Raw genomic sequence first — 26,137 nt, 5'->3', positions numbered from 1 at the left:
CAAATTATTTTAGTTTGTATTTTAAATAATTGATTTGTGTGAGTTATGCTTATAAGCATATTGATAAAGGTCAGTATTTTATATACGGTTTGCTTTATATAACTTTAAAAAATAGTTATATAATTAACATAATGCGAATATAATTGTTTGTAAAAACGGAATTAGGGTATGCTAAATGCAAAATATGTTGACTTAGCTAAAAGTAGAATAGTAAAGAATTGTGATTTATAGAACGAGATAATTTCGTAATTTAAATCATATTAGGTGTTTAGGGAATGCTTTTTTAGGTTTAAAGCAATAGTCTAAATCCAAAAACAGGAAGCTCTCCTTGCATGAAATCTAAATCTTTGGATCTTTTAAAACCTAATCTTTCATACATTTTCCATGCAGTTTGCATTGCCATAGTCGAATGGATAATCAACTGTTGCTGTTTTTTTTCTTTTGCTTTTTCAATACAATCCTTTATTAAGAGCTTGCCAATGCCTTGCTCTCTGTTCATCGGATTTACAGCTAGTAATCTAAAACCTGAAGTATTTTTTTCTTTAGTTGCAATTCCTCCTGAACCATAATATTGCATATCGCCAAAATAAACTACGCCACCAACTATTTTATCATCAGAAGTAACTGCAACCAAAAGTTCTGTATTGGGTTTGGTAGTTAAGTCACCAATGTTAGCAAGCATTTTGTAATAATTGGGCTGTTCCGATTCTTTTGGAAAACCTTCTAATTGCGAATAAACCAGAACCATTAATTTTCCGATCTCCTCAAATTCATTTGCTTTAGCATTTCGGATGGTATGTTCTTGGTTGGTCATGATTTAATATGGTTTTGAATATTAGATAGGTAAATATATTAATTAACTATAATATCATGTTTAAAAAGCAATCCTTTGACTTCTTTTAAAGCAAAAATTGCTTTTTTAAGTTTTACTCTCGATGGATCTATGGTATAATTGTAACTGGTTTTAAAGTCGGCTTTGTTTGCAATTGCTTTATCAAATTCGGCGCGGTATAAATCGCAATTATCAAAAACTACATTTGTGATATCGCTAGCCATAAAATCTACAGCTACTAAACTGCAATCGGTAAAGGAAGTTCCTTTTATTTTTAAGGTATAAAACTTCGAAAAATCTAAAACACAATTATTAAAATTTACTTCGAATATAAGCTTATCGCACATGGCAAAATTTACATCTTTAATTTCGCAGTCATTAAAAGTAGCAGTTCTAAAAGCCACATAATTTATTTTGGCTTCGCTAAAAGTACAATTGTTAAATATACAATCGATAAAAGTAACAGCTAAGAAAGTACAGGCTGAGAAATTACAATTGCTAAAAGTACAGCATTCAAAATCCTTGAAATTCAGATCATCTCTGTTGTAAGTGATGTCTTTGTATTCTTTATCAAGGAAATAGTCTGTCATGTTTGTTGTGATGCAAAAAAGTAAATGGCTGTTGCAAATAAACAAAATTATTTAGTTGCGTATTCTAGATTTGAATTTAATTTTTTTGTGTTTTTTATTGAAATCAATCCTGTTGTAATTCTAAAATAACTTCCCATTCCTTACGTTTTATTTCAAATGATTTACTGGCATTGGCAGGACTTGTAGAGGGTAGGGTAATTAGTTTATAATCATCACTTAATGGAATGTGTTTTTTGAAAAAAGCAGCTGCTTTTTGTCCATTAAATAGGATGGTTTTAATATCGGAATGTTCTTTTAAGAATGCTTCAAAATCGTTTGTGATTTCATTTTTAATGGCGCTATCGAGACTTCCAACTCGATCGCAGTATTTTAAAACATCCCATAAAGCAATGTTGTTTTTTAAAAGAATTTCTTTTTTAGCTTGATAATCATCTGTTATGTCTTCTTTAAAAATGCTGAATACTAATTTCCAAAAGTTATTTTGTTTATGTCCATAGTATTGCCCTAATTCCAAAGATTTTATTCCAGGCATGGTTCCTAGAATTAAAATTGTGGCATTTGGTGATGCTATAGGTTCAAAGGAATAACTTTCCATTAGATTATTTGCTGTTTTGAGATATTACAATTAAAACTATTGCTATTAAGGCTAAGAAAAGACCAAGGTAATTCATCTTGGATTGTTTTTCTTTAAAGATTAAAATACCAATAAGACTTCCTAAAATGATGACTCCCATGTTCATTCCTGCAAAAACTGTCGAAGGATTTTCGGCAAATTCTTTGTGTGCTTTTAGATAAAAGAGAATATTACCAAAATTAAGAATACCTACCAGTCCGCCAAAAAGGATATTATTTGCAGTTAGTTTTACTTTCTTAATAGTAGTTTCATAAACAACAACTACTATCATTATAGCCATTGAGATTGTAAAAATAGCAAACAATGAAGTAGTGTAGGGAAGGTCGGTATGAGTTGCTATTTGTTTAAAAAGGATATCAATTACTCCAAAACCTAATAGAACTACTGCTGGATAAATCCATTTATTGGTCGTTTTTTCTGTGGGTTTATTCAGGATAAGCAATAAGGCAGGCAATGCAATTAAAAGCGCTATGATTTTAAGGAAATTAAAATCTTCTTTAAATAATAACCAAGCGGCTAGAATAGGAATAAATAACGAAAGGCGCTGTGCAGCATCTGTTTTTACAATTCCCATATGTTTTATGGACAGTGCCAAAAATAGAAATATAGAAGGCAATAAAATTCCAATTACGATATAAAGATTCCAAGGAGCAGCGGCTGAAATTGCAGTAATATCTGGGCTGAATGACAGATAACAAAGTGACAAGGCAAAAATATAATTGTAAGCCACAATTTGAGTATTGCTGGTATTGTATTTTCGTGCTATTTTAAATAAAACACCAACACTCACACTGCATAAAATACTTAATATTAGAAATAACATATATTTTCGGGTTTATTTTCGACGAAATAATTCGCTCCCAAATTTACTTCTATTTTAATTAAAAAAGCCTTCAAAAATTGCTATTTTGAAGGCTTTGTATTTGGCTGAAAATCAGTTTTATTTAATGAAATCCATTTCGACATGATCGATTCCTGCATCTACAAAATAATTGTCGGTTACTTTAAAACCATTCTTTATATAAAATTGTTGAGCAACAACCTGAGCATGTAAGTATATTTTTTCTTCTGATTTTACATCATCTAAGATTTTAAGTAATAGCGCTTCTCCAATACCTTTTCCTCTGTAGTTTTTTAATACTGCAATGCGCTCAATTTTGGTTCCTTTTTCTGTCTTTCTGTATCTGGCTGCACCAGCTGGTAACTCATTGTAAGTAGCTAAATAATGAACCGATTCGTTGTCATCCATCGATTCGCGTTCTACAGATACATGCTGTTCTTCTACAAAAACTTGTCTGCGAATAAAGAAAGCCAGATCTATTTGATCTTTGTCATTAACTAATTCTGTTTTGATTATATTGGGCAAAGTGTGATTTGATTTAGTCTCCATTTTATTGATTTTATACTGTCAAAAAATAATTTATATGCAAATATACGTAGTTGACTACATATATTCAAAATCAAAGATGAAATTTTAAGTTTTATTAATATTCAAAACCGATATCTTTTGGTAAACGAATAAAAACAGAGAATAAACGAGGAATTTATTTTTTGAATATTATAATTCTTTATTTTTGATTAGAACACTTTTGAATATGTATTATCAGAATTAGTCTGCAAAAAAGGATATAAATGAAAAAAGAAATTTTAGATAGAATTCAACAACTAGGAGGGAACATAAGTAAAGTAAAAGGATTGTCTTCGAATAACGATATTTTGTCTATTACTTTTGATACTGTTCTTTATAAAAGACCAATTGATACTCCATGGGAAAAAGCAGAGGATTCGGAACCTATTTATGGAATTTCGGAGTTTATTAACGAAAATCATGAACTTTTTAAAAAAGACCCAAAAGCTTTTTATGATAAGATAATCGAAAAATATTATCGATTAACTATTGAAGGTTATGGGCAGATGTTTTGGGAAGGACAGCCTTTCACCCCTTATAAACAGGGTACAGAAGATTACGAAGAGTGGAATGATGAGTTTATCGAAGATGATATTGATTTAAGCGAAATAACTAAGGTAACGAATGAAACTACTCCAGATTTTATTTACCTTTTTTCTAGTTATGGTTATCCCGATAATTATTATATCTGCTTATCTGATCCCAATCCTGAGAATCCCACATTGTTTGGTACCGATCACGAAGTCTTTTTTAGAGAAGTTACCAATGAAGGAAACCTAGAAGATTTCTTAAATATTTTTATGACGAAAGAAGAACTTTTAGAAATAGTAAAAAAACGAATTGAAAGTTAAATAATCTCAATAGGTTTAGGCGATAAAAACGTGAGGTTTTTTTCGTGTCCGTTATGATAAGATGTTAGATAGTTTAAATCTGTGTATTAAAAACAACAACTTTGTTTGCGTACACGAAGATAATTTCTGTGCTATTTATTTTTTAGGATATTTTTCAGGACTTTGAGAAGTATGAAAAATTGCATTCAAAAATACAGTTTTTGATTGTTCATCAACAATAAAAAATGCTATATATGGAAATTTTTTAAAAGGTAAAAAGCTATAATTATTATCGTGAAATTGGTAAAAAGGGTTTCTTTGTATAGATTTAATAGTCTTTTTATAATCATTAAGAAAATCTAATGCTACTTTTTTATTTGCTTTCAAAATATAATATTCAATTGCGTCTTCAATATTTTTGGAAGCTATAGGTGAAACAATAATCTTATAGCTCATACTTCTTTTTTAAATCAGTATAAAGTGATTCAGCGTCCGTGTAAAGATTTTTGTCTAAGTTTATTTGACTATCTAATATATCCTGTTGCTCAGAAGATAAGTTATAGGGTTTTGTATTTGCAATTTCGAATTTTATCTTTAATGCTTTCATAAAAGCTTTTACAGCTTCAATTTGAGAAGCATCCTCTGTGTATGCTGTGATGTTTATTACTTGCATGATATAAAATTTTAATAATGTTCATTGCTAACAAAGTTAAGACAAAATTATTTAATTAAGATTATAACAGAAAATAATAAGGGGAGGAGTTTTTATTATGACTTTACACATATTAAATTATTTTATGGACGCAAAGTGGTTCTTGAATAACTCTATATTCCATAAATACGCATCCAAAAGAAGTTCCTTCTATTCCTTCTATAACTAACCAACTTAATATCTCTCTATTTATAAGTTGATATAATTGATATTCAATATAATCAGGAGTATAATTTAATTTTTGATAATCAGGATGAGTTCGAATAAACTCTGAAAATTTCCATTGAGAAAATTGAATTTCATTGATTTCAATATCATAAGCATAAATCACTCCATTTTTTTGGGCTGTGCATCCAGCTCCGTGAAACCAATATTCAATTTCATTGATAGTACCTTTTCTTTCAAAAAAAGTTCTAGAAAATGAACATGGGTTTATGTCTTGTTTATATTTATTTTTTAGTAAAGCTTCAAAATCTCTTATGAAATTGATGTAGTCAGTTAAAATTGTTTCGATCATAATGTGGAGCAAATTTACTAATTACAATCCAATATAAATCATTTTATATGATGCTTAGAATTAATGGAGAAGTTTCTTTTTTTTGCTTTTTTAGTCGATATAAAAACTAACTGCTTCTTTATTATAAATGAAAGTTTTGTATTACAAATTTATTTCCTATATTTGGTATTCTTAAACTACGACCTTAAGAACGAAATAAAATTTGCCCTTGTGATATGGGGATAGCATTGAGAAGAATAAAAAAGCTCTTAACAATGTGGTTCATCTTAGCAACTAGGGTTTTATATTCACTAAAATGTCGAGTTATGAGTACAAACCACCTTTCAGAAGAAGCCAAAACAAGGCTTATTAATTTTTTTAGCCATGTAATAGAACCAAAAGAGATGGCTAAAGTAATTAGGCAAGCAAACTATCTTCTTGCTATAAGTGCTATTAGAGAAAATCAAGATCTTCAGAACGAAATGATAAACTTTGAAAACAGCTTTTATTGGCTCAATGAATTAGCCGAAGCTTTAAATCCTTATTTGAGTGTAAAATAAGTTTTAATTAGCATATTTTTAAAACCCTCGATTTTATTAAATAGAGGGTTTTTGTTTATTTTTTATCATTTAGTGTTTTCAGAAGTAATCTATAATAATCGGGTATTGCTTTTTCAAGTAATGATTTTATTTCAATGAATTCTTTTATGCTATTATTTTTTTCAAGGAAAAAATCATTTCCGTAACTATCATTAATTATTTTTTTACAGGGTTCATAATCTAAATTTTTAAGATGATATGTTTTGACCTGTGATAAAATTGTTTCTAAGTTTTCTAATGAGAAATAATTATCTTCTTCATTTATTTTTGTAATTATGTTTTCAATATGATTGATTACAATATCTTTCATTTCATCTGAAAAAATAAATTCAGTAAAATTTAGAAAACCAAACGTATACTCTAATATATTATCAATATTTGTAACTAACTCATTTTGTAGATCAGTAAATTCTTTATTTTCATTTTTAAGTTGGTCAAAAAGGAAAATATAAAATGGCAACAAGAATGCATCATTGATCCAAAGTTGCCTGCCTCTAAATTTTAATTGACTTTCTGATGACATTTTACAGGATTTTTTTTTTATTATTACTAGGATTTAGTAGTGTTTTTTGACTAAGCGTAAATAGAAATGCAAACTTTTTTCAGTACGAGACAGGTATATGAAGATTTCGTAGAGTTGGATTAAATATTCAGACCAGTAGGTAGTAGGGGGGTAAAATTATGATAATACGGATGATTATTCCATGAGAAGATATTCATCTCATCACTTACTAAAAATTCATTTAGTCTATAGTCTTCATCATGTACAAATATTGTTTCGATTTCATGATTTTCATAATTGAATGTATAATATGCATATTTAGAATTTATTCTTTTAAAGACATTTATATCTCCATAAAAATATTTTCTTTTTCATCAATTTCATTCGTTATTAAATCTTTAATACAAGAAGCTAAAAGTTGCCCATTTTTATTATACACTTCTATACCTTTTCTTTCCAAAATACCGTTATAAAAAAACTGATATTCCCATTTTTCATCATTATTAGCATTGGTCTCTTTATTGTAATAAAAGAACCAACTTATTCCTATTGGGAGATATTGATTAATTATATTATCAAGATTTTCATCTGGTGACAAATAATATTCTCCACCACTATAGGATATCTCTCCTTTTCTCCCTTTAAACCAATATTTCTGAATTAATTTAAGTTCTCCATTTTCATAAGTTTCCTTATGATATTCTTTTGATTTATCAATTTGCTGTTGAGTAATCTCTTCAAAATCGGTGTTTGTATATTTAATCATTGCAGTAAAAATTATGAAGTTGATATTGTTTCATTAGTGAGATACTCGTGGTAGGGGAGGCTTAAAGTTGTTTTCTTTTGCTCTATTGAGAGATTTAAAAAATTTCGTTATCTTCCTAGGTCATAATTGATTTATAAATTAAAATTATTAATTCTGTTTAATTTTGATATTTCTTCCAAATAATTTCCATTAAAATTTTTCCTTTTGGACTTTGATAGAATGCTTTAATTTTTTGATGTCTTTCGTATCAATTTTACCTTTATAAAATTCGCCTGTTTCAATTAAGAATTTAGCGTCAATTTTTAAATCTTTTGATTTTACGTGGAAATGAGGCGGATTATGGTCGTTAGGATAGATAATAATTTCGAGATGTTCAATCGTTTCTATTCGTTGTTTGTCCACTACATTTGGATTCTCTAGAAGAAATTCAATGAAAGAATCATCATAGCTTAAATAAGTACGAAGTGTTTGTGTTATTGCATTGAGTATAATTTCATTTGACATAATTTGATTTTAGACGTTTAGAAAATCATCTCTAATTCATAATTTATTCACTCATAAATGGCTACAATCTAATCAATTTAGACTGGCTTTATGTCACTAAATGTAAATATTTATTTAGCTAATATAGAGAAAATTTGTATAAATTATCATTTACTCGAGTAGGGAATCTAAATCGATGATGTCAAATATTATCTCTCTAAAAAATACCTTTTCGAGAAACTATTGATAGCTTTATTTTCTAAAAAAAAAGCAAATTAATTTCCATTAAACACCATTTTCTAATATAAACAACCACGTATTTATACTTGTTTATTCTATATGGACACAAGATTTCTAGTCCTGTCTCGATAGCTAGCACAATAGCTCCTAAAGAAACTCTAAGAGCTTTCATTTGATTAAAAATTTTAAAAAAATATAACAGAAAGTATGTCATTTCGAGGAACGAGACCCGAGCGATAGCGAATAGACGAAGTAAATCTTGGAGAGTATCTCTACAAAGATTGACGATTTTCTATGCGGAGCTTCTAGTGGAGATTTCTCCTGTGTCGAAATGACAAAAAATGAGAATCCAACTTTCGTAGAGTTAGTTGGGAAGATTGTTTCGGCATTTCGTTATCGCTTGGGTTTCCGATTGTGCTCAGAACGGCAAAAAATGAGAATTTAATCTTTGTAGAGTTACTCGTGAAGATTTCTCGTTCCTCGAAATGACAAGATTGGGGAGAAACTTTGTGAATCTTTGCGCTTTTTCGCGAATCTCTGAAAACCTTTTAAATATAAAAAAAGAGCGATACTAAATAAAGTATCGCCCTTTAAGGCAAAATTTAATTTGCATTCTAAAAACAGATTTTAAAATGCGGGATTTAAAAATTGCGTACAGTTCCTGTTATCTATAAAAAGAAAGCTAGTTATTCTTTAATGACATCACCTTCTTTAATTTCTTGGCTGGCAATTTTTATCAGTTTATCATTGGTATTTAAATTGCTATAGGTTTCGATTTTTAAAAGATTATATTTTTTTGTAAATGCAAGTTTTCAAATATTTGAATCATCTTCTTCATCAAAAGAGTTATTACTTTAATTTCTGAAAATTCTTTAGTTTAATATAATCTAAACTCTTTCGTAGTCGCCTTTCCAATCGTTGATTGATTTTTTTATAGAATTTCCAGAAAGATTTTCATTCAATGCTTTTTCGGTAAGTATAACCATTTCATTATCTGGACTAAATCGTAAAGCAAACAATTGTTCATCGGTTAATTGCTCTTCAAATTCTTCTAGTCTTTTACCTGTTATGACAAAATACCGATATCGAAGTTCTAATTTTACTATTCGGTTTTGTAATGTTAGTGCATAATGCTGACGTAGCATAAATGCTAATCCAAATAAAACTATAAAAATGAAACTAATAAATATCCAAATTAGTTTTTCTTCTGATGTAAACGAAAAGTAAATGCTAAATAGGAGCAAAATTAGTAGTACAGGATAATATACAAAATGATGGGGTGGGTAGTACTGAACATGATTCTTATAAGATTGAGTTTTCATAAGTATTAGTTTTTTTTAAAGGTAATCAAAACTGTAGTTTCCTAAGTGGTATTTATCAATACGTTAAGAGTTAAAAGTTTTGTTAAAAAAAACTAATTCATCATTTAATTAATTTGGGTATTGGTAAAGTAAGCTGAATCTGCGCTAAAGACTTATTGTTTTAAATTCCTATTTCCATTTATTCTTGAATGCTTCACTAGCAGCAATAAGTTCATTAAGTCGTTTTATTCGGGTAATTTCTTGTTTGGCACTCATGACCCAATTTTTAGAAACTTTTTTATAAGACGGAGCTAGGGCCTGAAAGTAATCCCATGCTTTTTTATTGGCTTTAAAGATTTTCTCAAATTCTTCTGAAAAATGTACTTCGGGAATTTCGTGTGTATATATTCTGGATTTATCTTCTTTTCGTAATTTAAAACTAGCAATTCCTGCGGTTTGCATTAATCCTAGTTGGGTTAAATCTTCGACCTTTTTGATATTTATAGCACTCCAGATACTTGTTGCTTTTCTGGGGGTAAACCGTATAGAATAACTATTCTTGTCTATCGATCTGCGTACACCATCAATCCATCCAAAACAAATTGCTTGATCTACAGATTGCGACCATGTCATACTCGGTTTATTGGTGTTTATTTTATGAAAACCTACTACTAATTCGGTTTCGTGTAGGTGATTTTGTATTAGCCATTCTCTAAATTCAGATTGGTTTTCGAAAAATAATGGTATCATTTAATTTGTTTCTACTAGTTTTTTTATTTCTATCAAAATCGGATTCCATCCTTCGCCATTATTTAATGCCTCGCAATATCTTCTTTGACCGTCTGCTACCTTAGAGTAATCGCCTTGCGAAATATTCAAAATTGTTTTTCCGCTATTTTCTGTCAATTCATAAGTTACATTCAGATAATTTTCTGGTATATCTGCAATTGTTGAATTTGGGTCGAAAGTAGAATAAATAAGTTTTTTATTGGGTTCGATGTTTACAATATGTCCTTTTACAAAAACTAAGTTTTGACCTTCGTAATTGGCTTGCCAAAGAAGTTCGCTTCCAATTTTCCAGTCGGATAAAGCTTCACAACCAAACATATAAACTTTTGTTTTCTCTGGATTTGTTAATGCATCCCAGACTTTTAATGCGGGAGCATTTATCTCGATGCTGTTGTTAATCGTTAATTGATTCGACATGATTATTTTGTTTTAGCCTGTTGTCTGTGTAAAAAAATAACACATAGAAACATAAATTTTAAATTATAACCTAAGATGAGTTTCTAGAAACTTCTGGGTCATTTTATTTGAGCTATGTTGCTATGTGTTAACCTAAATTTATATAACAGCTTACTATTTACTTTAAGTAAAATCTGTTATAAAATTATACTGCTTTTGCTGCTTCCAGAATTAGCTCTAATACTCCTTTTGGATGTGATGCTAATGAAGCATGGCTTGCATCTAAATGAATTATTTTCTTCGGATTCATTCTGTTTGCCATTTCTATTTGAGTGGCAGGTGGAATCATATGATCGTTATTAGATACTTGATACCAACTTGGTTTAGTTTTCCATGCTGGTTCGCCAGATTCTGCTCCAAAGCAGCTACCATGAATTGGTTTTTGTGCCAAAGCCATGGTTAAGGTTTCATTTTCATTGAGATCTTGACAGAAACTTTTGTGATATTCATCGTATTTAATCCATAAAAAACCTTTGCTATCTGGATATATGCTTGCTCCGCCCGCTGGTTGTTCTCTGCGCGCAAATATACCTCCCAGACTTTCACCTTTATCAGGTGCAAATGCAGCGATGTAAACTAAGCCTACTACTTTATCATGATGTCCTGCGCCACTTATTACCGAACCTCCATATGAATGACCTACTAATAGTACTTTACCATCTTGTGCATCGATTAAATCTTTTGTTCTCTGTATATCATCATCGAGAGATGTTAGCGGGTTTTGCACACTTCGAACTTTGTATCCTTCTTTATGTAAAGCAGGAATAATATGCTGCCAATGTGAGCCGTCGCCCCAAGCACCATGAACCAATACAATGTTTAAATCTTTTGTTGCCATGATAATAATTTTTAAGTTATTTTTTTTTAAAGCGCAGGTTTTATCTCATAGGGATTTCTTCGATAATCAGTTGTTTGATGTTTTTGGATAGTATTTTTTTGTTATTAATGCAATGGGAAGTCCAATGCAAAAAACATGTATTAAAATGGATAATAATAAAGGGAAATCTAAATTTTTGGCAGGTAAAACGGGAAATACAATTGGAAGAACAATTAGGTTCATTACAATCCATACAAAAATGCCATATGCAAATCCTGAGATTATGGTTTTCGTTTTTAAAAAAGGAATAAATGGATAAATTATAAAATAGAATAAAGCAAAGATAGTAGCAATTATAAAATGAAAAATCAATCCGTAAATTGCCATTTTTGGATCACCTGAGTAGGCATCTTGTTTAAAAACTCCACTTGCAATAGATTGTAAAATTTTAATTGCAGTAGTTTTTTGAAGTATAACTGCATAAATGAGAATAGGGGTAACAATATCCAATATACCAGCAACTAATCCTGATAATAAAACTGCTCCAACTTTTGATTTCATATAAATGATTGTTTTTAGCGCTTAAAAATACTGGATAAACTCACTGACTTGTTACAGCTCGGAAAATAGCATTTAATTGCTTTATATGTCTTTGCATATGAATAAGTGTGAAATTAATCCATTCGTAAATTGTAAATTTTACAAATGATGGAATCTCAAAACTGAGACACGTTAAAGTTAAATCATAAGTTTCGGATATGTGTAATAAATCTTCTTCTATTTTTTGAAGAGATAAAGTTAGCGAATTCTTATTGTTTTTAAATATTCTGAAGTATTATAAATTCTATATGATTGTGTTTTTTATGTATTGTTGTAAGTAATTAAGTGTTTAGGACTTAATGGTTTTGCCACAGATTAAAAGGATTAGAAGGATTTTTATAAAATGGAGTATTTGCTCTATTGGTTTTATCGTAATCTTGTTTCTCTGAGAGAAACCGAAGAGTTGTATGGGCTTCGACTCCGCTCAGCCTGACAAAAAGGAGAGAAGAAAGGATTAAGTTTTTTTACCATTAAGACATTAAGGGAAATTAAGTTTAATGCCAGAGATTAAAAGCATTAGAAGGATTTTTATAAAATAGAGTATTTACTCTATTGGTCTTATCGTAATCTTGTTTCTCTGAGAGAAACCGAAGAGTTGTATGGGCTTCGACTCCGCTCAGCCTGACAAAAAGGAGAGAAGAAAGGATTAAGTTTTTTTACCATTAAGACATTAAGGAAATTAAGTTTAATGCCAGAGATTAAAAGCATTAGAAGGGTTTTTTTATAAAATAGAGTATTTACTCTATTAGTTTTGTCGCAATCTTGTTTGTCTGAGAGAAACCGAAGAGTTGTATGGGCTTCGACTCCGCTCAGCCTGACAAAAAGGAGAGAAGAAAGGATTAAGTTTTTTACCATTAAGACATTAAGGGAAATTAAGTTTAATGCCAGAGATTAAAAGGATTAGAAGGATTTTTATAAAATAGAGTATTTACTCTATTGGTTTTGTCGCAATCTTGTTTCTTTGAGCGGAGCCGAAGAGTTGTATGGGCTTCGACTCCACTCAGCCTAACAAAAGGGAGAGTAGAAAGGATTAAGTTTTTTTACCATTAAGACATTAAGGAAAATTAAGTTTAATGCCAGAGATTAATAGCATTAGAAGGATTTTTTATCTTTTCACTCACATTTACTCACATTTTTTGTCACCCTGACGTAGGAAGGGTCTCCGCTAGTAGCTCGACATAGATTATGGAGTTTCTGGTGGAGATTCTTCGTTCCTCAGAAAGACAATATTATGAGAATTAGATTGTCAAAAACGTAGCGGTCTTTACAGTTAATTTTCCTTAATGGTTAAAAAAATCACTCGTTTTTTAAAATGTAATTTTTTATGATAAACAAGTCTTCAAAGCCAAGTTTGGTATAGATTCCTTTTCCCATTACAGATGCTTGCAATAAAGCATATTCGGCATTCAAATCTATAGCAAGATTGAGTGCATATTTCATTATTTCTTCGGCAAAACCTTTTCTTCTCATTTCTGGGATAACACCAACTCCATGGATTCCAATATTATTTTCGGTTTGGAATAACATAAAAGTACCGATTGGTTGGTTTTGGTATGTAACTAAATGAAATTGTACTTCATGGTAATTATGAACTAGAATTTCTTTACTAATTATATAACCAAATGCATTGGGATATAAGTCGGACCAGATTTTTGCATCTTCGTCATTCCATATACGTTTGAATTCTAGTGTGTTTTGTAGCTCAAATGGTTTGTCTAGTCTTAATGCCATGGCTACTTGTTCTGTTTTTTTTACCAAACCTTTGGCTTCTAGTATTTCATTAGAACTTGTTCCGTAAATATCCCAATATGGAATTACCAAATTAGGGTTGGCTTGTAGTGTTTCAATTGCTTTTTCGGCACTATGTTGATTAACATCCTGACTAAACCATAATTTATTTGGCCAACCTGAATTTTCTATTTTGCAATATTCGAAAGTATCATTTTTATGATTCGATTGAAAAGGAGTTCCTACTGTTTTCCATAAACGGGTAAGATTGTTAATGTTGTCTGCTATAAGATTTGTATTTTTTTCCATTTTCAATAAAGTTTAGAAGAATTTAAGTCAAAGATAAGTTTGGTATTTTATTTAAACCTTTACCTATGTTGATTTAGGTCTTCTGATCTAAACTTTTTCTTATTCGGCTTAGTTGTGTTGGAGTAATTCCTAAATGTGATGCTATATGGAGTAGGGGGATTCTATGCGAAATATCTGGATGCTTTGCTAGTAAATCGAGGTATCTTTCGGTAGTATTTTCCATAACGAGCGAAATCTCTCTTTGTTCTTTTTCGATTACCCAGTTTTTTTCAAGGTAAGCAATATAATAGTTTTTTAAATCTTCATTTTGGTTAATTAACTCTCTGTATTTTTTGTAGTTAATAGCAATAAGAACACAATCTTCTAACGCTTCGATTGTAAAATCAGAAGGTGTTTGTTGTAATAATGAAACTGTTGACCCTGCCAAAAAGCCTTCTAAGAAAATGTTCTTGTTATAGATATTTCCTTCTATATCGGTAATATAAGCTCTTAAAGCACCTTTGCATATAAAGTAAATCTCTTTGGCAATTTGTCCATTCCGTAAAAGGATTTCGCCCTTTTCTAAAAGTTGAAATTCAGCAATGTTTTCTATTAATTTCCAAGAGGTTTCTGTAATAGGTGCATAGCTTTGGAGCTTTAATTTTAAATCGCTGCCATATTTATCTTTATTGATTGTCATGAGTTTTTATATGTTCTATCAAAAGTATTTAATTATGCTGAATGAATTTTAAGTTGATATGAATATTTTGGTTTTGATACTGAAGTTTTGAATTGCCTCCAGCTTTAGCTGGAGACAATTTAAAAAATTTAGCAAATTACAATTGTTGATATGTTTTGCGGTCCTTCGACTCCGCTCAGGATGACAAAAATACGGATAAAAGATTCGGATAAATACAGGTGAAAAATTTGTATTAATCCACGTTTTCGGGATAGCAAATCCATGTCATCTGTGTACCATTAAGCACAATGTTTTTTATGAAAACGAGTGCTCTAGCCCTGATGGAAACGGCATCCTTTTGTGGCGGTGTTCACCATAAAAGATATAGTGAACAGCAGGTCCCGATAGCTATCGGGATAGCTCCTTATTCTGCTTAATTCTGGATAATAAAAAACGCTGTAAAACCTAAGTCTTACAGCGCCTTCTCAAAAAATAAATAATTAACGGGTAACAGGTATTATTTCCATCCTCCACCGAGTGCTCTATATAATTCGGTATTGGCGGTTAATTGTTCGCGTTTGATGTTGGCTAGTTCCAACTCGCTTTGTAATATATTTGCTTGTGCTGTAATAACTTCCAGATAATCTGCCATTCCGTTTTTGAATAGCATATTTGAGTTGGTTGTTGCTTGCTGCAATGTTTTTACACGCTCTTTAAGAAAATATTGTTGACTTTCTAGTTTTTCAATTTTAACCAAAGCATCTGATACTTCACTTACAGCAACGAGCACTGATTGTCTGAAGTTTAAGACTGCTTTTTCTCTCTCCGCTTTAGCAATATTGTACTGTGTTCTTATTCTTTTACTGTTTAACAGAGGTTGTGTTAATCCGCCAAGTGCAGTTCCGAATAAAGAAGCTGGGATATTAAACCAATTACTTGTTTCGAATGAATTTAATCCTCCGCTTGCTGTAATTTTAAGAGTTGGGTATAAGCTTGCTTTTGTAATTCCAACAGTAGCATTTGCTTTAACCAATGCTAATTCGGCACTTTTTACATCGGGTCTCTGTCTTACTAATGATGATGGAATTCCAGTTGTTAAATTTTGTTTTAATTCGATTGAATTCAGTGTAATTGTTCTTTCTTTTGAGCTAGGGAATGAACCTGTTAATACGCTTAATGCGTTTTCCTGAATGGCGATATTTTGCTCCAATAAAGGGATCAATTGTGCGGCAATTAGTTTTTGTGCCTCTGATTGCTGAATTGCTAATGATGTTACCTGACCTGCATCGTATTTTAATTTGATGATGAAAGTGGTACTATCATTTAATTTCAGGTTTTTTTTGGCAATTTCTAATTGTGAATCTAGCATTAAAAGATTGTAATATCCTTTGGAAACATTAGAAACTATAGTCGTTTGCAATGCTTTTTTTACTTCTTCTGACTGAAGATATCCTGCATAAGCTTCTTTTTTCTGACTGCGAATTTTACCCCAAATATCTGCTTCCCATGATAGTCCTATTCCAGCGGAATAATCTTCGATATGACTTTTATTTAAAGATTGATTCAGATTATGTCCATTGAAACTATTCTTAGATGGATTATTGATGCTTCCGTTTATAAAAGCATTTACTTCGGGGATATTTCCCCATTTTGCCTGCGTTAATTGATATTGTGCAATTTCAATATTTTTAGTTGCGATTTGCAAATCATTATTTTTTGTAATTGCACTGTCTATCAGTTTTACGATGTCTTTCTCTGTAAAGAACGTTTTCCATTCCATAGTAGCAGTACTTGTAGTATCGCTTGAAGCGGATGCACCCCTGAAATTATCAGGAAATGCATCTTTTGGAACTTCAATATCCTTTGAAACTTTACAGGATATGAATGTTGTGATGAGTAACAATACCACAACAGTTTTTGTTATATAATTTTTCATTTTATATGGTATCATTAATTTTTTTGACATTTATCTTCTGGTGCTTCAAGTACTTTTGAAACTTTCCAGGATATTAATGTAAAGACAACAAATACTGTTATCAGAACTGATGTTATATAATTTTCCATTTTTTATTTTTCTTCGTTATGTATTACGGCTAATGATTTTCCAGAAACCTTTTCTTGTAAATGTTGGAATACGATAAACAGAACTGGGATGATTAATACCCCAAGGATTACTCCTGAAATCATTCCGCCTGCGGCACCAATACTGATAGAGTGGTTTCCTTTTGCAGATGGACCTGTAGCGCTCATCATCGGGATTATTCCCACGACAAATGCTAATGATGTCATGATAATTGGTCTAAGTCTTAGTTTTGCAGCTTCTATTGATGCTGCGACTAATGATTTTCCTGCTTTTCTTCGTTGCGAAGCAAATTCGACAATAAGAATGGCATTCTTGGCGAGTAATCCTATAAGCATGACCAGAGCTACTTGTACATAAATGTTATTCTCGATACCAGTTAATCCGATAGCTACAAATACTCCAAATACTCCAACCGGGATTGATAAAATTACTGCCAAAGGCAAGATGTAACTTTCGTATTGTGCAGCAAGTAGGAAGTATATGAATATAAGACAAAGTAAGAAAATCGTTGTTGATTGTCCTCCTGAAGATATTTCTTCACGTGTTTGTCCTGAAAATTCATAGCTATATCCTGTTGGCAATTGTTGTGCGGCAACTTCTTCAATTGCTTTAATGGCATCTCCTGAACTAAATCCTGGCTTTGGAATGGCATTAATTGAAATTGAGTTGAATAAGTTATATCTCGAAGCAGTTTCGGATCCATAAATACGAGTCAGTTTTACCAAAGTATTGATTGGAACCATTCCGCCATTTTTGTTTTTTACAAAGACGTTATTAATTGATGATGGTTCAGCTCTATCTGCAATATCTGCTTGTACAACAACTCTATAATATTTACCAAATCGGTTAAAATCGGATGCTTGTGCACTACCAAAATAGGCTTGCATTGTTTGTAGAATGTCTTTTACATTAACGCCTAGCTGATCTGCTTTTTCATCATCGATATCCAATTGTAATTGTGGATAATCAGCTTTAAAGGTGGTAAATGCTACTGCAATTTCTGGTCGTTTCATCAATTCACCGATAAAGGTTTGTGAGATTCCGCTAAATTTATCTAGTTTACCTCCAGTTTTATCTTGAAGTACTAAATCTAACGCTTCTACGTTACTGAAACCTGGGACAGTTGGGAAGCTGAATACGAAGAAACTACCTCCAGAAATTGTACCTAGTTTTGCTTGAACATCGGCCATAATTTGATCGATATTTTTAACTGCTCCACGTTCTTCATTTGGTTTTAGTAATACGAAAATTACTGCAGATGATGGACTTGTTGAATTTGTTAATAGGTTAAATCCTGAAATTGCAGTTACAAATCTTGATGGATCTAAACCTCTTAATGTGTTTTCTGCCTCAGTCATTACTTTTTGAGTTCCATCTAATGATGTTCCTGATGGTGTATTAACTGCAATTGCAATAAATCCTTGATCTTCTGTTGGTATAAAGCCTGCAGGAGTAGTTTTTACCATTAAGATAGTTGCTGCAGTTATTACAGCTAATCCTCCTAAACTAACCCATTTATTACGGATTAAGAATCTTAAACTTCCAACATAACGGTTGGTTAATGAGTTGAAGCTTTTATTGAATCCTATAAAGAATTTTTCTTTAAACCCTTTTTTAGCTTCAGGATCAGTTGCATGCGTTGCATGATTATTTTTTAAGAATAAAGCAGCAAGTGCAGGACTTAAAGTTAATGCATTAACTGCCGAAATTAGAATTGCAATTGCTAATGTAAAGGCAAACTGGCGATAGAAAACTCCTGTAGAACCTTCCATAAAACCTACTGGCAAGAATACCGCAGCCATTACCAAGGTAATAGAGATAATTGCTCCTGTAATTTCGTGCATTGCTTCATTTGTAGCTGCTTTAGCCGATAAATTCTTATGCTCCATTTTAGCATGCACTGCTTCGACGACGACAATTGCATCATCGACGACAATACCAATTGCAAGAATCAAGGCAAATAATGTTAGCAGATTTATCGAAAATCCAAATAGCTGCATGAAGAAAAACGTACCCAAAATTGCAACTGGAACTGCAATTGCAGGAATTAATGTTGATCTAAAATCTTGAAGGAATATAAATACTACAATAAATACTAATATAAATGCTTCTACCAAAGTGTGTTTTACCTGATCGATAGATTGGTCTAATGAAACTTTTGTGCTATAGAATACATTTTGTTTTATTCCTGCAGGGAAGCTTTTAGCTGATTTTTCCATCAGCTTGTTAATTGCTACCTGAATATCATTTGAGTTCGATCCTGCTAATTGTATGATACCTATTACAACCCCTTTTTTACCATTTAAACGAGTTAAACTATTGTATGAATAAGCTCCAAGTTCAACTCTTGCAACGTCTTTTACACGAAGTATTGAACCATCGGCATTAGCGCGTATAGCTATTTTTTCATATTCTTCAGGTTTTGTTAATTTACCTTTATACTTGATAACGTATTCAAAAACTTCTTTACTGCGTTCTCCAAATTTACCTGGAGCTGCTTCTAAGCTTTTATCTTGTATCGCTTTCATTACCTCGTTTGGCGTAACCTGATAAGTTGCCATTTGTGTTGGATTTAGCCATACACGCATCGAGTAATCTCTTACTCCACCAAATATGCTCGCTGAACCTACTCCAGGAATACGTTTTATTTCAGGAATAATATTGATTTGAGCATAATTGGCAATAAATGTCTGATCATATTTAGCTTCGTCTTCGGTATATAAACCTATACCCATGATAAAGCTATTTTGTTGTTTTGCAGTTGTTACTCCTTGCTGAACTACCTCTGATGGCAATTGACTTGTTGCTTGTGAAACTCTGTTTTGAACGTTAACTGCAGCCTGATCTGCATCTGTACCCAATTTAAAGAAAACAGTAATGGCTAGCGTACCATCATTACTAGCTGTTGAGCTCATATAAGTCATGTTCTCGACACCATTTATTGACTCTTCTAGTGATGGTGCTACCGAACGTAAGACAGTTTCGGCACTTGCTCCCGGATATACTGCTGTTACCAAAACCGATGGAGGTGCAATATCGGGAAACTGTTGTAAGGGTAGTTTTGTAAGTCCAAGTACACCCAATATCACCAATAAAATGGAGATAACAGTTGCCAGTACAGGTCTTTGTATGAATATTTTGAACATTTTCGTTAAATTATTTTTTGTTAATTATTTGGGCAACTTTAGCAGTCGATTTCTCGGGCTGAATTACTTGACCTTCCTGAAGTTTATCGATACCACTTAATACAATTTGATCACCAGATTTAACACCATCTTTGATCAGGTAATCTGTTCCCATTTTTCCGATAATTGTGATCGGCATTTTGTTTACCTTGTTTTCTTTACTTAGTGTATAAACAAAAACTTTGTCTTGCATTTCTATAGTAGCTGATTGCGGTACCAAAATGGCATCATCATGCTGAATTCCTAAACGAATTTTCCCTGTGTTTCCTGAACGTAATGTTCCATTTGAATTAGGGAAAGTTGCTCTAAGTGTTATTGCGCCAGTATTTTTATCGAATTGGCCATCAACCATATCGATTTTCCCTAATTGTGTATAAGCATTACCATCTGCAAGTATTAAAGATACTGGTGGTAAGTTTTTGATTTTATCTCCAACAGTATTTCCAGAATATTGAGTTTTGAAATTGATAAAATCGGTCTCTCCTAATGAGAAATAGGCATATACCTCATGAACATCTGATAATTTTGTTAATGGTTCTATATCAGATACTGAAACTAAGCTTCCTTGTTTTTTTGGAAGTCTTCCGATGTATCCGCTTACTGGAGCTGTAATTGTGGTATAACTTAAATTAATTTTAGCAGATTCTACCATTGCTCTGGCTTGTTCAATGTTTGCAGCAGCAATTCTATGAGAGGCTTTTGCCGTTTTTAATTGATAATCAGAAACTACTTTGTTTTGTACCAATGGAGTTAGTTTATCAATTTCTAGTTGAGCATTGATTAATGCAGCTTCGGCTCCGTGGAGGTTTGCTAATGCATTGTTAAGTTGTTCACGAAATGGACGTTCGTTTATTTTGAATAGTGATTGTCCTTTTGAAACGTAAGCTCCTTCATCTACTAAAACCCGGTCTAGGTTACCGCTCACTTGTGGACGAATTTCTACATCAATCGTTCCTTGTATCGAAGCAGGATATTCAGAATCTGTTGTAGCATTTGTGTTTTTAATAGCAAGTATTGGTAATAATGGGGCAGTAGGAGCAGGCGCTTGAGCCTTATCTGCACATCCTATTACAACTAAGGCAATAAGGACACTGGTAATTATTATTTTTTTCATTTTAGCATTGATTTTAATTTGTTGAACATTTGAGTTATTTAAATTTGGATTGGGTTTTGTATTAATTTGATTCACATTTAATTGTATTAAACTATTTAACGATGTTAAGTATAAAAGCGTAAAAATTCATATAATTATTCCTTCCAGTTATAATGAATTATAATTGGTATTAAATTATTTATCACTGTTAAGTGAAGCCTTAAAAAAAATCCGATTCAGTTCAAAACGATATGATGGGATTCGGAAACTCTATTAAATTATTTATCAGTGTTAAGTAGAATGATGAAAAAAAAAATTTTGGATCCGCTTTGGATGACAAAATTTGGTTCAAATTTACTACATTAAATTATTTATCAGTGTTAAGTGGAGATTAAATTTTTTTTAACGTATCGATTTTATGATTCCACCAATGGCGTCTTTTAAAATTTGAGTGTTAATTGTTTCTAAAACTTCACTTTTATTGATGATATTGATAGAGATTAAACCGTGTATTACTGAAAAGAATGTAAAATATTTTTGTTTAATTACATCTTCAGTAGGCTTACTTTCTTTCATTATTTCGGCAATAACGGCAGTAAATAGTTTGTAAGGTGCTTCTGAAGCCGAACATCGCTCATTACAGCAAGTCATTTGCACACCAAACATTAACTGATACATATCGGTATTGGTAAATGCAAAGTCCCAATAAGCCATCCACATAGCTTCTAGTTGCTCTTCAGGGTTGTCAAATTTACTTTTTGCTTTTTCAAGTTCAATAGTTAACTTAACAAAACCTCTACCAGTTAATTCTTGTAATATTGCTTCTTTATTCGAAAAGTATTCATAAATAATTGGGGCTGTATATTCAATCTTGTCTGCAATTTTTCGCATACTAAGACCTTGCCATCCATCCTCTTTTACAATAGTACAGGCAGCGTCCAGAATGTTTTTTCTGGTCTCTTCTTTTTGTCTTAAAATTCGATCTTTGCTTGCCATTTTGATAGAGTATTAAATTGTTTAACACCGTTAGGCAAATGTATGGCAATTTTTAGGATTAAAAAATATTTCTCTCATAGTTTTTTCTTATTGCTGAATAAAGAAAAATTTAAGAATGTATTTTTTTAAGAAAATAAGCGTATTAACTTACTGATTATTAGAAAATTACGTGTTTTGTTGTTTTTAATTATGACTTTCTAGACTTGTTTGATATAATTCATTTATAATCATTATGTTGGGTTATTTTTGGAGTAGTTTTATTCTAACAAAATAAAATGGTTTGGTGAATTTAAAATTGCTAATAATTCTTACATTTGGCGATTCTAAATTTAAACTATGGTAGGTTTTATTGTTTTTGCTTTAATTATATGTGTTGTTATCTTGTTTTATAATTTTTCTATATTAAAAAGGGAGAACGAATATTTAGATTCTCTTTATAGAAAAAATAACGGAGAGTACAACTCTTTGAAGAAAGAGATTGAAGACCTCAGAAAACAAATTATGCAGCCTGATTTTGTTACTGGAAATTTAGCTTCAAAAGCTGATGAAGTCCAAATCATTTCAGAACCGATCCAAGAGGCTTCTCCTCAAATCATTCCAGATATTTTGAATGTTATTGATGATTCTCCTCAAGAAGAAGACATCATTATTGATGAGCCTATAGAAAAACCTGCTTTTAGTTTTGAATCCCGAACGATTCATATACTTGATAAAGAAGAAAGCGTTAACGATAAAGAAACTCCAGAACTAGAAGAAAACCTTGAAACACAAGCTGTTTACGAACCTGAACCTCAGCCTGAGCCTCAGGTTTATGAAGAAGAGGTTTATGTAGAAAGTGCTTTTTCTATCCTAATTAAAAAGATAGAACATCAATTTGCTGAAAATTGGACAGGTATTTTGGGTACTGCAATAATGGTTTTAGGAATTGGTTATTTAAGTATTTATACTGCTTTAAAAGTTTCACCAATGTTCCGAATCTTAATTCTTTGGCTTTATGCCGGAATTTTAGTTGGATCCTATTTCTTTTTAAAAACAAAAGAAAAATGGTTTAAAACAGGACTTTGGCTTCGCAGTGCAGGAGCGAGTTTGTTTTTGTTTGGTTGTTTTGGTGCTTCGCAAATTCCCGCACTTACTTTTATACATAGTATTCCAATTGCTTATTCACTCATCGGAATTGGAATTGCAATCAATTTATATGTTGGTTACATTATAAGGCAGCAAACTTTTTTATCGCTTCACGTAATTTTGAGCATTTTGATTTTATGTGTAATTCCCGAAAAACTCTTAATTACATTCTTACTGGCGGCGATAACAGCAACAGCAGGAATTATTCTATCCTATAAAGAAAAGTGGGAATATCATTTATTGATAGTTATTTCGTGCTTTATCATATTTGATATTTGGTTTACTCAAGGGACAAATACGTTGAGCGCCTCTCAAAATATTTTTGCAATATTTGGTATTATCTTGGTTTCAGTAAGTTGTATGTATATGCAGTATCGAAATATTTATGCTAATACCCATTTTGATAGAATTGCTTTCGTAACGCATCTTACTAACTGGGTTTTATTTGCTTTAGGCTTAATTTTACATTCAACAGGAAGTAAGATCAAAATTTTTGTTTTATTTACTGCAGGAGTTCTTTGCCTTTTTGCGGCTCTTTTTGCAAGAAAGAAAAAAATATTTTGGCTGTATCATTTAGATGGGATGGTTTCGTTTTTGCTTTTTGCATTGAGCATCATCATGCTTAATGATTGGAGAGTTGGCTCTGATATTATTGCTTGCGGATTGTATGCTTTAGTAATTACTTGTTTGTTTATTGTTTATAAAAATAAGGAAGTCTTGTTGTCTAAAATATTCTTAGGACTCAATCATATTTTCTGTTTGTTTATTTTCGGCTTTTTTGTTCTGCATATTAATCCATTTACTGAACAAACCAATATTACAAACTCTTTTGCTTGCTTGATTGTTATGATATTCATGACGTTATTAGTTCCTGTTTTTTGCTCTATTAAAAAAGAGTTCTTAAAAATAGATTCTTTTATTGCTAAAAAAGATTTGAGTTTAAACGGAGTTTTCTCTGTACTATTTTCAATATTATTTTTCTTAAGTTGGTACCATACGATTGAAATTTCGTTTTATTACCCTGTTTTATTTATCGCTTTATTGTGGTGCTTTTTACGATTTAAGTTCAAAACAAATACTTTTGATTTTGGAAGATTCACTTTTTTAATCATTACGATTGCTACAGGACTAACATTAATTCTTACCGAGCCAAAATCTAATTTAGATGTTGTATTTGCTTTAGGAATTGTTTCTGTAATAACATTCAACTGGTTTGTAAAATTATTATACACAGATGATTCTACTATCAAAACAATTGGGATTGTTGGTGTAAATGTTTTATTAGTCTCACTTTTATATAAATATTTTGTTCTTTATTATATTATTCAAATTTTTGGATTGTTTGTTATAGCTCTGCTAAATCACGAATTTTTATGGATTCAATTTAAAAGAAATACGCTTTCAGTTAGCAACCAAATCTTGCTCTACGGTTTTTGTATTGCTCTTTCGATATTTGGAAGTTTCTTGTTTTTATACAATACCCAATTTTTAAATAATACTGAAATTGGATTAATTGCTATTGGACTTTCTGTAATCGAAACGTATATTTTATTTGCAGATAAAATCAGAAACAAATCAAATGTTATTATCTCTGGTTGGGGAAATTTAAGTGTTCTTAATTCAGAATTTATTCTTTTTAATGCTTTAGTTTTTGGATTTTCTTGCATCGAAATCGACTATATTCCTGTTTATTTAGGTGCTTTGGCATTGCTTACTTTTTGGGTTTATCAAAAACTGAAAAAATTAAACGTTATAATATTTACTCCTTTATATTATTAATGAGTTCTATACTTGTAAGTGTTTATTTAGCTATTGATGAAGTAAATGCTGCTAATAAAACGATGCTTTATGTGACACAAGCTACATGCATTTTGTTGTCTGTTGTTTATAGTTATTTACAGATTAAATGCTTGAAAGAAAAAGGAAAAATGTTTATTGCTATTTTACCTATTCTTCAAAACCTATGGATTATAACTTTATTATTTATTCAGGTAGAGATGGCTTATTTACCGCTATTATTTATGCTTTTGGCAATTCTTAATTTTGGTTTAATCGCATACAAAAAAATAGATTTAGTCCCAGAATCGGTACTTATGATTGGGTTATTGTCTATTTTAATCTCCGTTTTATATAGCATCAAAGAACTAAATAAGTTTAGCTTGTTAGACTGGGTGTTACAACTTTCTAGTATTGCTTTATTGATCGTTTTAGTGCTTTTGATGAATAAAAAAGACTTTGTTAAATCATTTAAAATTGATTATCAAATTGTCATAAATATTTGGCTTTCGATTATTATGTTCTCTCAATTAGAACACAAATGGCTTCCTGTATTTTGGGCAGTAACAGCTATAATAAACTTATGTCTTTATTATAAAAAAATCGGCACTAAGAAAGAGATTAGCATTGTTTATTATTTATTAGCAAATTTTCATCTGGCGTTTATTAGTTTCAATTATTACGAATCTAAATTTGAATTTGTTTACCTGATTATATTTGCCTTATTAGCACTATACATTTTTATTATCTATAAATACATTGAAGATTTCAAATTCAGAAATAGTATTATTATCTATCCTGCTACTTTTAGTATTGGATTGTTTTTGTTTCTTTCGTTTGACAAAGGAATCTTAACGTTCTTCTGGATTTTAGAATCTCTTGGATTACTAATACTAGGAATTATTCTGAAAGAAAAATATTTCCGTTATGTTTCGCTTTCCTTAGTGGGTGTTTGCGTAATTCGACTAATGTTTTTTGATTTATCGAATGCGGATTTCCTAATAAGAGCTTTAGTTTTATTGGGCGTTGGAGTAGTGCTTTTGATAATGAATACTTTGTTCAAAAAATATAAAGAGAGATTTGATTAAAAATAGGTGAATTTTATTTCTGCAAGATCTTTTTGACCTTG

The 26,137-nt window shown here is 31.0% G+C and carries 26 protein-coding genes; 4 read left to right on the top strand and 22 right to left on the bottom strand.

Features of this window, described 5'->3' with window-relative positions:
* Positions 1–289 precede the first annotated feature (289 nt).
* The 5 genes from EAG11_RS08400 to EAG11_RS08380 all read right to left on the bottom strand — a co-directional run bounded on the left by EAG11_RS08400 (position 290) and on the right by EAG11_RS08380 (position 3,446).
* Positions 290–814 carry a GNAT family N-acetyltransferase gene (locus EAG11_RS08400; RefSeq protein WP_129538798.1) on the bottom strand — a complete coding sequence of 175 codons (525 nt, stop codon included), beginning with the start codon at positions 812–814 and terminating at the stop codon, positions 290–292.
* 38 nt (positions 815–852) lie between these two features.
* Positions 853–1,422: a pentapeptide repeat-containing protein gene (locus EAG11_RS08395; RefSeq protein WP_129538797.1), complete on the bottom strand. Its 570-nt coding sequence runs from the start codon at positions 1,420–1,422 to the stop codon at positions 853–855.
* Between the two features lie 103 nt (positions 1,423–1,525).
* Positions 1,526–2,017 carry a DNA-deoxyinosine glycosylase gene (locus tag EAG11_RS08390; protein ID WP_129538796.1) on the bottom strand — a complete coding sequence of 164 codons (492 nt, stop codon included), beginning with the start codon at positions 2,015–2,017 and terminating at the stop codon, positions 1,526–1,528.
* Positions 2,018–2,021: 4 nt separating this feature from the next.
* A complete protein-coding gene (locus tag EAG11_RS08385) occupies positions 2,022–2,879 on the bottom strand; it encodes an EamA/RhaT family transporter (protein ID WP_129538795.1) in 858 nt (285 codons plus the stop codon).
* Positions 2,880–2,996: 117 nt separating this feature from the next.
* Positions 2,997–3,446: a GNAT family N-acetyltransferase gene (locus EAG11_RS08380; RefSeq protein WP_129538794.1), complete on the bottom strand. Its 450-nt coding sequence runs from the start codon at positions 3,444–3,446 to the stop codon at positions 2,997–2,999.
* A gap of 242 nt (positions 3,447–3,688) precedes the next feature.
* Here EAG11_RS08380 and EAG11_RS08375 point away from each other — a divergent pair, with 242 nt between their 5' ends.
* The gene (locus tag EAG11_RS08375; RefSeq protein WP_129538793.1) at positions 3,689–4,315 is read left to right on the top strand and encodes a hypothetical protein; all 627 of its coding nucleotides are present in this window, start codon (positions 3,689–3,691) and stop codon (positions 4,313–4,315) included.
* A gap of 135 nt (positions 4,316–4,450) precedes the next feature.
* On the opposite strand, the gene EAG11_RS08370 is transcribed toward EAG11_RS08375, so the two are convergent.
* From EAG11_RS08370 to EAG11_RS08360, 3 genes are all read right to left on the bottom strand, one after another.
* A complete protein-coding gene (locus tag EAG11_RS08370; protein WP_129538792.1) occupies positions 4,451–4,750 on the bottom strand; it encodes a type II toxin-antitoxin system RelE/ParE family toxin in 300 nt (99 codons plus the stop codon).
* Positions 4,740–4,967 (bottom strand): DUF2683 family protein, encoded by a 228-nt coding sequence (locus EAG11_RS08365; protein ID WP_129538791.1) that lies wholly within the window; start codon positions 4,965–4,967, stop codon positions 4,740–4,742. The genes EAG11_RS08370 and EAG11_RS08365 overlap by 11 nt, the downstream gene beginning before the upstream one ends.
* Before the next feature lie 112 nt (positions 4,968–5,079).
* The gene (locus tag EAG11_RS08360; RefSeq protein WP_129538790.1) at positions 5,080–5,523 is read right to left on the bottom strand and encodes a hypothetical protein; all 444 of its coding nucleotides are present in this window, start codon (positions 5,521–5,523) and stop codon (positions 5,080–5,082) included.
* Positions 5,524–5,828: 305 nt separating this feature from the next.
* Between EAG11_RS08360 and EAG11_RS08355 the strand changes: the two genes are divergently transcribed.
* A complete protein-coding gene (locus EAG11_RS08355) occupies positions 5,829–6,062 on the top strand; it encodes a hypothetical protein (protein WP_129538789.1) in 234 nt (77 codons plus the stop codon).
* Between the two features lie 55 nt (positions 6,063–6,117).
* Here EAG11_RS08355 and EAG11_RS08350 read toward each other — a convergent pair whose 3' ends face one another.
* From EAG11_RS08350 to EAG11_RS08285, 14 genes are all read right to left on the bottom strand, one after another.
* On the bottom strand, positions 6,118–6,624 hold the full coding sequence (locus EAG11_RS08350; RefSeq protein ID WP_129538788.1) for a hypothetical protein: 507 nt from the start codon (positions 6,622–6,624) through the stop codon (positions 6,118–6,120).
* A gap of 322 nt (positions 6,625–6,946) precedes the next feature.
* Complete coding sequence (locus EAG11_RS08345) at positions 6,947–7,369, bottom strand: hypothetical protein (protein WP_129538787.1); 423 nt, start codon at positions 7,367–7,369, stop codon at positions 6,947–6,949.
* Positions 7,370–7,558: 189 nt separating this feature from the next.
* On the bottom strand, positions 7,559–7,873 hold the full coding sequence (locus EAG11_RS08340; protein WP_129538786.1) for a DUF4160 domain-containing protein: 315 nt from the start codon (positions 7,871–7,873) through the stop codon (positions 7,559–7,561).
* Between the two features lie 1,106 nt (positions 7,874–8,979).
* Positions 8,980–9,414 (bottom strand): DUF6526 family protein, encoded by a 435-nt coding sequence (locus EAG11_RS08335; RefSeq protein WP_129538785.1) that lies wholly within the window; start codon positions 9,412–9,414, stop codon positions 8,980–8,982.
* 168 nt (positions 9,415–9,582) lie between these two features.
* Complete coding sequence (locus EAG11_RS08330) at positions 9,583–10,143, bottom strand: YdeI family protein (RefSeq protein WP_129538784.1); 561 nt, start codon at positions 10,141–10,143, stop codon at positions 9,583–9,585.
* Positions 10,144–10,599 (bottom strand): SRPBCC domain-containing protein, encoded by a 456-nt coding sequence (locus EAG11_RS08325; RefSeq protein ID WP_129538783.1) that lies wholly within the window; start codon positions 10,597–10,599, stop codon positions 10,144–10,146.
* Positions 10,600–10,783: 184 nt separating this feature from the next.
* A complete protein-coding gene (locus EAG11_RS08320; RefSeq protein ID WP_129538782.1) occupies positions 10,784–11,476 on the bottom strand; it encodes an alpha/beta hydrolase in 693 nt (230 codons plus the stop codon).
* Between the two features lie 66 nt (positions 11,477–11,542).
* Complete coding sequence (locus EAG11_RS08315) at positions 11,543–12,016, bottom strand: DUF1440 domain-containing protein (RefSeq protein ID WP_129538781.1); 474 nt, start codon at positions 12,014–12,016, stop codon at positions 11,543–11,545.
* Positions 12,017–13,351: 1,335 nt separating this feature from the next.
* Positions 13,352–14,092, bottom strand: a complete 741-nt coding sequence (locus EAG11_RS08310) for a GNAT family N-acetyltransferase (RefSeq protein WP_129538780.1) — start codon at positions 14,090–14,092, stop codon at positions 13,352–13,354.
* Between the two features lie 73 nt (positions 14,093–14,165).
* The gene (locus EAG11_RS08305; RefSeq protein WP_129538779.1) at positions 14,166–14,771 is read right to left on the bottom strand and encodes a Crp/Fnr family transcriptional regulator; all 606 of its coding nucleotides are present in this window, start codon (positions 14,769–14,771) and stop codon (positions 14,166–14,168) included.
* 496 nt (positions 14,772–15,267) lie between these two features.
* A complete protein-coding gene (locus EAG11_RS08300; protein WP_129538778.1) occupies positions 15,268–16,686 on the bottom strand; it encodes a TolC family protein in 1,419 nt (472 codons plus the stop codon).
* A 131-nt stretch (positions 16,687–16,817) separates the two neighbouring features.
* A complete protein-coding gene (locus EAG11_RS08295) occupies positions 16,818–19,979 on the bottom strand; it encodes an efflux RND transporter permease subunit (protein ID WP_129538777.1) in 3,162 nt (1,053 codons plus the stop codon).
* A 10-nt stretch (positions 19,980–19,989) separates the two neighbouring features.
* Positions 19,990–21,132 carry an efflux RND transporter periplasmic adaptor subunit gene (locus tag EAG11_RS08290; protein WP_129538776.1) on the bottom strand — a complete coding sequence of 381 codons (1,143 nt, stop codon included), beginning with the start codon at positions 21,130–21,132 and terminating at the stop codon, positions 19,990–19,992.
* A 381-nt stretch (positions 21,133–21,513) separates the two neighbouring features.
* On the bottom strand, positions 21,514–22,107 hold the full coding sequence (locus tag EAG11_RS08285; protein WP_129538775.1) for a TetR/AcrR family transcriptional regulator: 594 nt from the start codon (positions 22,105–22,107) through the stop codon (positions 21,514–21,516).
* A 336-nt stretch (positions 22,108–22,443) separates the two neighbouring features.
* Between EAG11_RS08285 and EAG11_RS21655 the strand changes: the two genes are divergently transcribed.
* Positions 22,444–25,011 carry a hypothetical protein gene (locus tag EAG11_RS21655; RefSeq protein WP_164998675.1) on the top strand — a complete coding sequence of 856 codons (2,568 nt, stop codon included), beginning with the start codon at positions 22,444–22,446 and terminating at the stop codon, positions 25,009–25,011.
* On the top strand, positions 25,011–26,096 hold the full coding sequence (locus EAG11_RS08280; protein WP_242499301.1) for a DUF2339 domain-containing protein: 1,086 nt from the start codon (positions 25,011–25,013) through the stop codon (positions 26,094–26,096). Before EAG11_RS21655 ends, EAG11_RS08280 begins: the two co-directional genes overlap by 1 nt.
* The last annotated feature ends 41 nt before the right edge of the window (positions 26,097–26,137 follow it).

The sequence above is a fragment of the Flavobacterium sp. 140616W15 genome, from assembly GCF_003668995.1.
Taxonomy (GTDB): Bacteria; Bacteroidota; Bacteroidia; order Flavobacteriales; family Flavobacteriaceae; genus Flavobacterium.
This window is presented reverse-complemented; position numbering and strand designations above follow the sequence as displayed.